At 46.8% G+C, this 10751-nt stretch carries 11 protein-coding genes and 1 pseudogene; 8 read left to right on the forward strand and 4 right to left on the reverse strand.

What is annotated here, in order from left to right; all coding sequences use genetic code 11:
* The first annotated feature begins 215 nt into the window (after positions 1–215).
* The 3 genes from AArcSt2_RS15695 (at position 216) to AArcSt2_RS15705 (ending at position 1965) form a co-directional block, all read left to right on the forward strand.
* On the forward strand, positions 216–437 hold the full coding sequence (locus tag AArcSt2_RS15695) for a hypothetical protein (protein ID WP_250585972.1): 222 nt from the start codon (positions 216–218) through the stop codon (positions 435–437).
* A gap of 17 nt (positions 438–454) precedes the next feature.
* Entirely contained in the window at positions 455–874 is a 420-nt protein-coding gene (locus tag AArcSt2_RS15700; protein ID WP_250585974.1) for a hypothetical protein, read from the forward strand.
* 200 nt (positions 875–1074) lie between these two features.
* Positions 1075–1965, forward strand: a complete 891-nt coding sequence (locus AArcSt2_RS15705; protein WP_250585976.1) for a metallophosphoesterase — start codon at positions 1075–1077, stop codon at positions 1963–1965.
* Between the two features lie 21 nt (positions 1966–1986).
* On the opposite strand, the gene AArcSt2_RS15710 is transcribed toward AArcSt2_RS15705, so the two are convergent.
* Complete coding sequence (locus AArcSt2_RS15710) at positions 1987–2520, reverse strand: hypothetical protein (protein ID WP_250585978.1); 534 nt, start codon at positions 2518–2520, stop codon at positions 1987–1989.
* Positions 2521–2821: 301 nt separating this feature from the next.
* Entirely contained in the window at positions 2822–3169 is a 348-nt protein-coding gene (locus AArcSt2_RS15715; protein WP_250585980.1) for an HVO_A0114 family putative DNA-binding protein, read from the reverse strand.
* Positions 3170–3380: 211 nt separating this feature from the next.
* On the opposite strand from AArcSt2_RS15715, the gene AArcSt2_RS16895 reads away from it, so the two are divergent.
* From AArcSt2_RS16895 to AArcSt2_RS15735, 5 genes and pseudogenes are all read left to right on the forward strand, one after another.
* The gene (locus AArcSt2_RS16895; protein WP_425493677.1) at positions 3381–3683 is read left to right on the forward strand and encodes a DUF7718 family protein; all 303 of its coding nucleotides are present in this window, start codon (positions 3381–3383) and stop codon (positions 3681–3683) included.
* 182 nt (positions 3684–3865) lie between these two features.
* Positions 3866–3997 (forward strand): annotated as a pseudogene (locus AArcSt2_RS15720) (PhiH1 repressor); the annotation flags it as partial.
* A gap of 107 nt (positions 3998–4104) precedes the next feature.
* Positions 4105–5091, forward strand: a complete 987-nt coding sequence (locus AArcSt2_RS15725; protein WP_250585982.1) for a PH domain-containing protein — start codon at positions 4105–4107, stop codon at positions 5089–5091.
* A gap of 63 nt (positions 5092–5154) precedes the next feature.
* Positions 5155–5376, forward strand: a complete 222-nt coding sequence (locus tag AArcSt2_RS15730; protein WP_250585984.1) for a hypothetical protein — start codon at positions 5155–5157, stop codon at positions 5374–5376.
* 65 nt (positions 5377–5441) lie between these two features.
* The gene (locus tag AArcSt2_RS15735; RefSeq protein ID WP_250585986.1) at positions 5442–5816 is read left to right on the forward strand and encodes a hypothetical protein; all 375 of its coding nucleotides are present in this window, start codon (positions 5442–5444) and stop codon (positions 5814–5816) included.
* A 690-nt stretch (positions 5817–6506) separates the two neighbouring features.
* Here the strand turns inward: AArcSt2_RS15735 and AArcSt2_RS15740 are convergent.
* Both AArcSt2_RS15740 and AArcSt2_RS15745 read right to left on the reverse strand, forming a co-directional pair.
* On the reverse strand, positions 6507–7979 hold the full coding sequence (locus tag AArcSt2_RS15740) for a hypothetical protein (RefSeq protein ID WP_250585988.1): 1473 nt from the start codon (positions 7977–7979) through the stop codon (positions 6507–6509).
* The gene (locus AArcSt2_RS15745; protein ID WP_250585990.1) at positions 7969–10518 is read right to left on the reverse strand and encodes an MrcB family domain-containing protein; all 2550 of its coding nucleotides are present in this window, start codon (positions 10516–10518) and stop codon (positions 7969–7971) included. Before AArcSt2_RS15745 ends, AArcSt2_RS15740 begins: the two co-directional genes overlap by 11 nt.
* Between the last annotated feature and the right edge of the window lie 233 nt (positions 10519–10751).

Raw genomic sequence — 10751 nt, forward strand, 5'->3', positions numbered from 1 at the left:
CATGTATCTTTTCAACATAACCTTTGTGGAAAACACCAATAATCCTGAACAAACTCGAGTGGGCCCCATGTTGAGCTCCTCAGTAATTGCTTACAATACGGATTATCGAGCAGCGATCGTACTAGTCACTCAAAAAATAACGATTCACAATGTGGATGATTTCTTTTTCTTTCTCCTGAATAATTTTATTACACAATAGTTACTATTTTTATTTCATGGGAGTAGTCAAATTTGAAGGAGAAAATGGCACTCAACAGATTAGTTCCGTTTTAGACTACAGCGAGGAAATGTCGGCTTGGATTATTGATGTATCTGAAGGTGGTATTGAAGACATAGGTCAAAACGTCGATCGTCTGATTATACCGGAACACCGGATCTATGAGGTCCAACTAACCTCGAGTGAGCTAGAGGAGAGAAGAGGCCCAGGTACATTCTAAATTGTAGCCTTTGATTTATGACTTATCGTGACCCCGACGAGGAACCTCTTTTCTCCGGCGATTCAAGTCTAGAATCCGATCCTTTCGAACCTTCGTTCGACTTCTCAACTGAACGCCTCCTTGATCTTTCGGATATCAAGATTGATCGACTTGAACGAGCAGCGAAAATATTGGCAGAGTATGAGCGGGAAGTAGCAAATCGAAATCAAACCGCTGCCGATCGTGCAACAGCAGTAGCAGCGGAAGAAAACGCGAGATCCAAACGAGTCATGTTCGAGCGAATTAGTGAGCGGTATATTCCGTTTGCTGTGTTTCTCCTCTTTGGATTTATTCCTCTTGTCGTTGGCATGAATCAGATTCTACAATACACGGACATCCGATGTGGATCGGAAGTGGGGTGTTATCCCTTGGGTTGGGAATCGGGTTGGCGCTGTTGATAGCCCCTAACTGGAATCGTATTTCGACATGGTTAAAATAGTGTTGACAGTTAATTAGACGTCTTAGTCGTCACATCGAATTAAAAGAAGATACGGGAGCGATCGATATGGCTACTCAATGAGTTCTTGGAGCTTGTGCCTTCGAGTAATATGGTTGACTAGGAGGGCAAAGAATTAGATACGTGATTATCGAATTCCACATGGAACCTCCAATGTCGATTCTATGTATAAGCGATATCCAGTGGGAAATCCACGATCAAGACACTTTGGAAACGCTAAAAACTGAGATATCTGATGAACAGCCCTCACTGGTTCTATTTGCAGGGGACATTATCAACGACGGCATGAATAGCGAGGAACACACTACTGAGTTCCTCGAGTTACTGGAATATTTAGAGCAACTAGAAATCACTTCTTTCACGATCGAGGGGAACCACGATGAGTACTCGAACTATGAGGCAGTGATTGAGCGGACTGAGGAACTGAAGTACGCAAAAGAGATCTCCGGGGAAGTAGCTGAGTTCGATGGTCTTCAGATTCTTGGGATTCCATATTCTTACACTCATTATTTACGCAAGGCACGGCAGATCGGTGACGAGTTCTCTGAAAGCTACGATATCGTACTGGCCCACGCCGAGACATCTCGGAGAATCTGGCTTCTAGAACTTGACGCTCGGATTATTGTCACAGGTCATTTTTCTAGGCAGCTGTGTAAAATTCAGGATCACATCTTTGTGTCGATGTCGACGTTCCCCAGTGATAGGGTAGTACTCAACCCAGACTTGACGGAAATATTGTATCGACGTCATTCAGACTCGTTCTTTGACAGTCAAGACAAGTATGAGGCTGAAGTACAGGTACGAGATGGAGAATTAGTTTGGGTGCGTGACGAGCACGAAGAGGATAGAGGACGCTTGAGAAAGTTGCGTGACTCTGATTACCCTGAAACGTTTGAGATGCTCATCTCGGCCAAAAAGAGTGTTAGAGATGTAGATGATGAAGAAGAGAGGAGGGTTATCGAATCGCTGCTGGACAAAGATGTTCCGAAGACGTACATCCAAGAGTACATCAACCGTTATGATTTCCTATAGCCGTTGATACCGGAGGAGGTTTTAGATCATGCCCGGAACAGGATGCAGAATCACTAACGTTAGTGATACAGCAGTCAATTTCAAGCACTGATCTAGTTTCTCCAATTTCTCGTCGTTCCTAGTTTTGTTTCCTTTGAAGAACATTTCCGGATCATCAGCTTCCTCGTTGCCCGTGATCACTGTGAGATAAGATTTCACGAGTTCCCGTCGAATCGGTTTCGGCGGATCGTCGATATACTGCAGATAGTCTTCTATATCGAGCCCAGGACTGTGGTAGTCCCGAACCCATAGAGCTCGGATGCCGTTGAACACTGAAATCAGTGCAACTGCCATCGCTGCATAATGCATCATGTTTTGGCTAGAGAAAATGCTGACTACGGAGACGATGATCGCATCCACGGTCAGTACAGTACCGATTTTTGATTCAACTGAGGTTCTTCGGTCCGATTCCTCTTGATATCGGAGCCGTATCTCTTCGAGGGCCAGCTGAGAGAGATCTACATCAGCATCACTACTTCTGGCCTCTTTGCCGTTGCTGCCCTCGTTGTCTGTCATTCAAAATTCTCTGCCGCACTCGTCGCAGGTTCGTTTATTTATCTTTTTTCCCTCCGAGAAGGTGGCAGTGTGGATTAGTGTCTCATCTTTGCAGCCAGGACAAAGCGGCATTGTTTAGAACCTCTCTCCGCACTCGTCGCAGACTTGTTCGGTTTTCTGAATCAGGTTCCGCATTGTGTCATCACGACAATCTGGACATAGAGGCATTTTTATGCCAAGTAGTAGCCAATTACAATTTATAAAAGTTTGGCAGAGGCTGGTAGTTTCAACTTTAACAGAGCTGTCAATATATAATTGGAGACTATTCCGTAAGGACAGCTCCATCATACACGATCGGTTCAACGAAGACATTTTTATGTGCAAGCACAGGTTGTTTTGCACGTCCGTTCCTTTCGAACTTGATTATGTCTGCTTCGAACAAGATGTCGAGATCTCTACTGACGATACTCACATCTCGATCGACACGCCGTGACAAGTCACGGACAGAGTCTACCTTTTGATCGCTTATTTCTTTAATCAACTCAACACGTTTTTTTGTAAGAACCCGTTCTGCAGTGTCTCGACGGAGAGTCAAAACATCAGAAAATCCAGATTCCGCCAGTTGACGGATATACTGGATTTCAGGGTCCAGTTGCTTGCTTGTCGCCATATTGACCACCACACAATTTATTTCAACCGTGGTTATACTGCTGTCAGTGTACCAGGAGTCACCTGTTATCTAGAGGATGGCTTGTACATTTCCGAACTGCCATCATGTTGCTCCATGACTATGTTGACATTGTAGGTCAACATATATATACTCTCGGTTCTAACACAAAATTGAACAAAACGCCGGGTGTGCGGTGGACAAAAGTTCAAATATGACCGATAAATATACAGATGATTTGGGAATATATGGTGACCACCGCTACTTTCTCCATGTACGGGCGAACCCCAGCTTCAACCAACCATCTGATTTTGCAGTTGTGGTGTATTACAACGACTCGAACAGTAAAGAACGAGTACAGATTGTTCGTGTTGACCAGGCTCATGGGTATACGCATATTGATCAACTTTACAGACGAGAAAATCAGAAGCCTGCTGTGGACTGGGACATCTGGGAGGCAGTGCAACAGTTCAAATCAAACTGGAGACAATACGCAGAAAGCTTCCACAATAAGTAACCACGGCAACTCAGCCCGGTCAAACATATTCAAAAGAAATTATGACTCACGTATCTCACTTCGCACTTGTATTTGCTGTGCCACTGACTTCCACATTTGACTCCTCATTCTTGTCTGATCGAGATTGAGTAACTGCCCCTATACTTGTGATACCAAGACTGACAAGCAAACCCCGAACAAGCGATCGGCTCCGCGTACTCAATAAATACGGTCTCGTTGAAAATTGGAGCCGCGGTCTTTACCGCCTCACCGACAAGGGCCACGCCTACTTGAATGAGGAGTTCGACGCGTCCGAGCTTGAGCCGATTGAGTAGATCTCTTTTCACGCACTCAGTTCGACGTCCGGATGGAGTATAAAAGGAGCCGCGATTTCCGAGAGAATGACACCACCATTTAACAGGTATGTCATTCCACTTGAATTATGGTCTCATTGAAAGAATACAGTTCGATCGACCAACTAGACGACAAACGCCGATCAGCACTTTCGTCGCTGCTGTACAGTGATGAAATATTTATTTACGCAATCGACGTGTACGACGCAGTCTTTCTGACCGACGCACGAGCGTCGAAGCTAGTTCTCACAAATCAGCGAGTGATTGAATTCAAAAAAGGATTCATCAAAGAGAGCTCGAAAGACTTCCGACTAGAGGATATCGCCAGCATCGAATACGACAAAGGGTATGTCATGCGGAAAGTCACACTCGAGGGACAAGGCATCTCCAAGGACTTTCAAACACTGGAAAACTACGGTCGAACGTTTGTCACTGCAGTTCGCGAACAGATTTCTCGGAACGAACAAGGCCTCGATCCGATCGACGCCCCTGTTGATGATGATTCTGTGAGTGAAGAGGTGAAATTACCCAGCAAGTATGGCTCGATCTGGATCCACCTTGTGATAATTGTACTGACGTTCTGGACATTTGGAATCGTGAACGTTGCTTACGCAGGCTACAGCTACTACAAATTCAAGAATACGACAAGTTCCGACAAAGTGGAGTCGAACACAGTCGAATCAGAGAACCCAATTGAAGCAAAACCCATTGAAGAGCTGAAAGCAAGAGAAGAGTGGGCATTCGATCGAGTTGACGAGCAACCATATAACCATTATACCGATGCAGTAGAGGATATCAAATCTCTCAAACGGCGTGAAGCACACAAAGAAGTCGAAGAATTGCTTTTGTGGTGTGTAGATTATGCAGAGGCCGAATGCGAGGCGAAGCCAGAGTTTGGTCTTCCACGCTCATATTACAGAGATCTAGCGATTGTGTATCGCAAAGACGACCGGTACGATGATGAAGTCGCAATCTTAGAACGGTATATTTCTAAATGCGAAGAAATAGACATGGAGCCACATGCACAACTCACCGATCGACTTTCCCGAGCTCGCGAACTAGTTGCGGAAGAGTAAGCGATCGGTGAGCGCCCAGTTGATGGGGAAAAAACTAGTAGGATACGGGTTTACAGTGATAGTATGGCAACCACAGAGTCGGCACGAGACAATCAACAGCCGCCACGAGTAACGCTTCGGCACGTCGACATACCGGACAACCGCGAATACCGAACGGTCGAAGACAAACGGTTGGATGATGCAATGCTCGAAACCATTGATGCCGCACGGGACTGCGGGAACGACCACGTAGCCCAGCTCCTCGAATACGAACTCGGCTCGCATTATATCAGCAACCACGCCTAACTCTCGGTTAGCCGTTCATATCAGCAACCCGCTAGTTTTTGGTAATGGAATGTCATGTACTTGGCATGACCGCACCGACTAAGCACCTTCGCGATCAAATCCGAGAAATGCTCCTTGATCATAGAGGGTCAGACAATCCAATTAGTTCCAGAGAAATCAGCGACGAACTGGGGATCGATGAGGTAGAATCATTCCCAGTTACTCGAGGGCTGATTAAAGAAATCCTGAAAGAAGACAAGATCCCCGTCGCCGGCTATTCACAAGGATATTTTGTAATTGAGACAGAAGAAGAACTCGAAGATTATTTGGATAATCTGGATAGCCGTGCTATGAACACTATCCAGCGGAAGTATTTGATTAAAAACGCTGCTTCCGACCACGGATTCATTACTCACGACAGCGACGACACTGAGAATATGGGCATTTCGGACTTTCTTTAGGCGTAACTATCTGAGAGGGTGTACGGGATCCAGTCATCCAGTCGGTTTGATGCCTGAAATGGGGTGTGGCTGCGATCGAATGGTGGGATACGTAGTGGATTGTCGGATTCATCCCACGACTGAAGTCGTGGGCTTTCTCCTCGATGTTCTGTAACATGACTGATCGGACATCACAGACAGTATCTCGACGAATAACTAATCTTGAAGAGCACGGGTTATTATCATCATTAGATTCCTCGGGGGTAGAACTATAATAGTTTGAATTATAATAGTCTAAACTCTAAAGAAACAGCGAGAGTTCTACGGGTCACCTGACCCTTGGTTATTTACTTTTATTTGTGACTGTCCGGTTCTGAGGAACCTTCACCTTCAGTAATGTCATATTTCTATCATACAATATGATATAGCGTGAACAGACAGACTGCAGTACATACGGATAGAAGCACTCCGGTAACTACTATAGACTGATTTATTAGCTCTATTGATACCCCTGTAACTAAGAGCACGATCCCGACGTATAGTGTCGCAAATGTATATCGAATCGGTTCTTAAATATGTATATTTAATTACTTCGTTGAAAATGGCCTTCTTCATCTCTCGAAGAAGATGTCTGTTGGTTGATCAGCGACTCGGCTGACCTGAGTTAACGCCTATACCAACCGTCCAGCGCGTACTATTCATTATAGAGGGTCAAAATGGTCGCTGGAAATTGTCACCAAATTCGAGAATATCAACTGATGGATAGCCGACTGCAGAGTGTGGAACCTGATCTAAGCACAGAAATCCATGTATATTCCGTGTGTCGAAATGGTCTGGGCTGTTAGTAAAGTACGAATTCTCAGACTCGTTCTCACTGCGTGTTTTCCGTGCGTATATCATGTATTTCAAGAGTTCCTCAAGGCCATCGGCAGCAGTTGGCGGTCTTCGGGTGTATTTTACTTCACCGATCGCAATTCGTTCGATCGCTTTGGTTTCGGTATTCCGCCGAAGTAACGCGAAATCTGGTCGAAGTTCGCTTGGATTAGATGGGCGGCTGTGACCGAATATCGCGCTTGTAGATTCCATTTGATGAGTCAAAAGGTAATCCAATCGCCGAAGATACCGGTCACCATTCCCGGTGTCCGCCAACTCTTCGCGGTCAAAAATCGGTGGTTTGAATGTTAGTAGGTCTCCTCCTGTCCAGTTGTGATAGAGTTCATACTGCGTCTCTGACTCACGCCAGGCAGCAACGAGATCAGTTGGCCCGGTGATCAACTGAAGGCGGGGGTTGTCATATGCTTCTAAAAGTTTGAATACCCAATAAAGTTCAAAGATAGTTGGTACCTCATCGTAGTCCTCGCGTTCCGGGTCTGGATAGAACAGCTGGCGTCCAAGCAGCGCCTGTGCTTCCTTAGGATCGATATCGTAACGTTTGAGCTGACGGTACCAAGCGAGCAGGTTGGCCGCCTCTCGATAGAGAGGGCTCCGTGCTTCACTAACTGTTCGTACCATCCGATCGCTGACCTGGACCTCGACGTTCTCGAGTTCGCTCAGATGAACATCAGTGAGTCCCGCATCGAGGTTACTCCGGAGGCCTGTCTCACCTTGCCAAGGATCAAACCATTTAGCTTCGCTTTCATTTTCAATGAGGTCCAAGGCTCGGGAGTGAGAGTCACGAATAGTTGTCAAAAGCTCCCAGAGGACGAGGTTCTTCGGCATTTTTATCGTCTCCTCGGTAAGTTGGCAGGCAAATGTGAGTTCGTCCGAATTACCTGTGCGGTACCGGGTTTTGATTGTCTCCTGCCAGTCAATTCGCCCTCGCAATTCGCCCTCGAACACCCGCGTTTCCCGTTCAGTGGTGGTGTGAAGCCGGCGTAGGCGTCGCTGCAGTAGCGACATAAAATCCATCACGCCGATATCCATCGTCACTGGTACGTCGACATTCAAGTTCGGGGGTCGTCGTTCAGCCTCTGATGATAGCTTCCGGCCCGAAAGGAGGAAGTGAATATCCAACAACTCGTCTAAGCTCTCGATGTTGAGTGTGGGGTCTATATCCTCCAGGATGGGGTCTAACTGTATCCCACGGCCGAGATATACACTAAAGGATGAGGCAACCTCTCTGACGAGCGTGTCAGCTGGTGTCCGGGCATCGTTCAGCTCGGATTTTCTGGGATCAGTCGCCATGTTCGTCTGTGAATTCGATCTCGAAATATTCTCGAGCAAATTGTTTCAGTTGATCGATATCGACGATCGCCCCATATTCGTCGTTCACAGCTGCAACTTTCTCAGGGAAACTCCGCTGCTTTCTCTTCGGTAGCCCTTCCAACTGTGGCATGACATACATAATGAGAGCATCAGTGAACTCCGATGACTCCCTGTCTCGAACTTGGGAAAGCATGTCCCTAATGATCGCGGGTCCGATAGCTCGAACCTCGTTGATCGTTTCCCAAAGTTCGGCAGTGATAGCAGCGGTCTCGTCTGAAATAGGATTCTCGTACCACGCTTCTGCGTACTCCTGAATTAGCTCATCGTCAATCTCGGAAGGGATCGATACCGGGACGAATGCGAATCGGCGCATGAAAGCATAGCTCATCTGGTACAGAGAGGTCTTGTCGTAGGTATTCATTGTCGCCAGGAGGCGCCAGTCAGATGGAATAAAATAGTGATTCGGCGCTAGTGATGAGACCTCCGCGTTCTCTGGGTCTCCGATGAGCGTAACCGGATCATCATTGGATTCATCGAAAGGCAGCGTGATGGTTTCTCCTGTAAGCGCAGAGAAGAGGGATCCAAATGCCTTGTCGATATCAGCTCGATTGAGCTCGTCGATGATTAACCATTCATTCTTTGGTGTCTCTCCATTGTTGGCCATGAATCGGTCGAGAAAGACACCAGGATGGAATTCGAGGCTCCTATCGGTTTCTGGCCGGTAACCTCCGATGGTGTCGAAGGTAGACCAGTCTGCGGAGGCCGTGACCATCTTGTGTTCCTCATCGACGTAATAGCGGGCCACGTGTCGGGCCAGTTTCGTCTTTCCAGTCCCAGGTGGGCCGGTGAGAATCACGTGCTTGCCGTTTTTTAATGCAGATTGGATCCGATTCAAGATCCGTGTCTCTTCTCCTGATCTAAAGACCAAGTCCGACAATTCTATTTCACCTTCAGCCGCTTCGATGACAGAAGGTCGTTTAGCCTGCCACTCGCCGAAAGTATCTGGTTTTTCGCATTCAGGCTCACCTTCCTCGTGATTCTCTTCACTGCCCCCCAATTTGTTGTCGACACGGTCCACCTGCAGTGTCTCAACAAATTTCTCAATCGTTTCATCGACATCACTGGTTAAATCGACAACTTCCATTCTACGGGAGAGGGCGCCAATGAAGTGATCCAGCCTCGCATCGAACTCATGTACTGTCCATTGATGGAAGAGTTCATTACCCGACTTAAGACAATTCACCGACACCCCGCCATTTGTAGCAATCGTACCGGTGGTCACCCAGTCGACACCAATAAATTGGGAGTGGTCAAATTTCACCGAATCTATAGTGGCCGCAATATCGTCATGGGTTTCAACCCCTTTAGTGCCAGGGAACTCTTCAAAAGTAGCAGTCACCCTACCAACCCCATATGCTACATCGATCCCTGATACATTTGACCCGGCAACAATTATGTCCCCCGCTTCAATTCCGTATTGGAAATTGTAGATCTGACGTTCTGAATCCTGTGTCCGTTCTCCCGCTGGCTCATATAGGTTATCTCCTATGTCGTCGACGGACCACCCGATAGAGGCGAAATTATTCTCGGCCCAAACCGGCCAAAAATCACCACCTTCTGGCGAAACTGCCCAGATTGTTTTGTCCCTGATATCAAATTTTGGCGTAGAATAGAGGCGGTCTATGAACTGATTGTATGTTTTTACTGCCGTGACGAGATCAGCTACTACAGTTCCCACATTCTCCAGATCATCAGGACCGTATTCTTTAACAAAGACGGTTCCACTGTTGTACCCTTTGGATCGGTTCAATTCTGGTGAAAGGCTGGCTTGGTCAGCGGTGAATCCATTAGGGACATCGATCAATTCTCGATACCGTTCCGCATGCCGCTCAAGGATAGTTGATGAATTTGGTCTGATATCTTTTCTACTGGAACAGCGCTGAGCCTCGGTGGATCCCTGATTTAGCGTAAGATAGAGCCTTCGTTCATTCGGATCAAAGAGATATACGACGTATATCCCACGCTGAGTTGTCGTAGTCTCATCAGACCGTTCAATTGGGATGTAAGGGATATCCGATATAGCACCTTGGCCAAACGTCGGCCTGATTTCGTATTCACTACTCTGATTACCCAGGACAGCCCTTACGGCAGGTTCCGTCTGGTCACCAATTAAATCTTGGAGGTTAGGAAAATCATCCAGTGTGTATCCCTGATTATCGGAACCCCGGTCTTCTTGTCCCGATTCAGGGTACTCCAGAAGGATTTCTCGGAGGATCTCTGGGAAGGATTCCCCATCTTCGACTGGTTCTAAAAAGTGGGTTGTATCCCCCTGACGCTCAGTTTCTGTCCGGTGGATATAACCATTCTCAGCAAGCAACTCTGCTATTTCTCCACCTTTTTGAGACGAGAGATCCAGTTCCTGGCAGAAATCATCCAGATAGATACCGGTACTTTCGTAAACCAATTCCAACCCGGATCGAGCAACCTCCCCGAACCCACCGTCCTCTGATTCGCTCATCGTCCAAAAATAGCAAGAGAACGTGATAAAATACCTTCATTCCAAGACAGTTGGTTTTGTTACCCCGATCGCGATCGATCATGAACTTGGGGGTTGAGTGGTACAAAACGAACCGACATCGATGAATAAAACGCTAGCAAACCCAATTCGATCGGGACATCAGTGAAGTAAGTCCAGTGCCATATTCAGTGTGCTGAGTTCAGTATATTCAGAACGCATTACGACTCACTTCG

The sequence above is a fragment of the Natronocalculus amylovorans genome, assembly GCF_023638035.1.
In the GTDB taxonomy this organism is placed as follows: domain Archaea; phylum Halobacteriota; class Halobacteria; order Halobacteriales; family Haloferacaceae; genus Natronocalculus; species Natronocalculus amylovorans.

Bases quoted from the DNA above. Each gene is read 5' to 3' on its own strand.
- AArcSt2_RS15710 (WP_250585978.1), bottom strand. From the start codon at position 2,520: ATGACAGACAACGAGGGCAGCAACGGCAAAGAGGCCAGAAGTAGTGAT.
- AArcSt2_RS15745 (WP_250585990.1), bottom strand. From the start codon at position 10,518: ATGAGCGAATCAGAGGACGGTGGGTTCGGGGAGGTTGCTCGATCCGGG.
- AArcSt2_RS15730 (WP_250585984.1), top strand. From the start codon at position 5,155: ATGGCAACCACAGAGTCGGCACGAGACAATCAACAGCCGCCACGAGTA.
- AArcSt2_RS15695 (WP_250585972.1), top strand. From the start codon at position 216: ATGGGAGTAGTCAAATTTGAAGGAGAAAATGGCACTCAACAGATTAGT.
- AArcSt2_RS15735 (WP_250585986.1), top strand. From the start codon at position 5,442: ATGACCGCACCGACTAAGCACCTTCGCGATCAAATCCGAGAAATGCTC.
- AArcSt2_RS15705 (WP_250585976.1), top strand. From the start codon at position 1,075: ATGGAACCTCCAATGTCGATTCTATGTATAAGCGATATCCAGTGGGAA.
- AArcSt2_RS16895 (WP_425493677.1), top strand. From the start codon at position 3,381: ATGACCGATAAATATACAGATGATTTGGGAATATATGGTGACCACCGC.
- AArcSt2_RS15740 (WP_250585988.1), bottom strand. From the start codon at position 7,979: ATGGCGACTGATCCCAGAAAATCCGAGCTGAACGATGCCCGGACACCA.
- AArcSt2_RS15725 (WP_250585982.1), top strand. From the start codon at position 4,105: ATGGTCTCATTGAAAGAATACAGTTCGATCGACCAACTAGACGACAAA.
- AArcSt2_RS15700 (WP_250585974.1), top strand. From the start codon at position 455: ATGACTTATCGTGACCCCGACGAGGAACCTCTTTTCTCCGGCGATTCA.
- AArcSt2_RS15715 (WP_250585980.1), bottom strand. From the start codon at position 3,169: ATGGCGACAAGCAAGCAACTGGACCCTGAAATCCAGTATATCCGTCAA.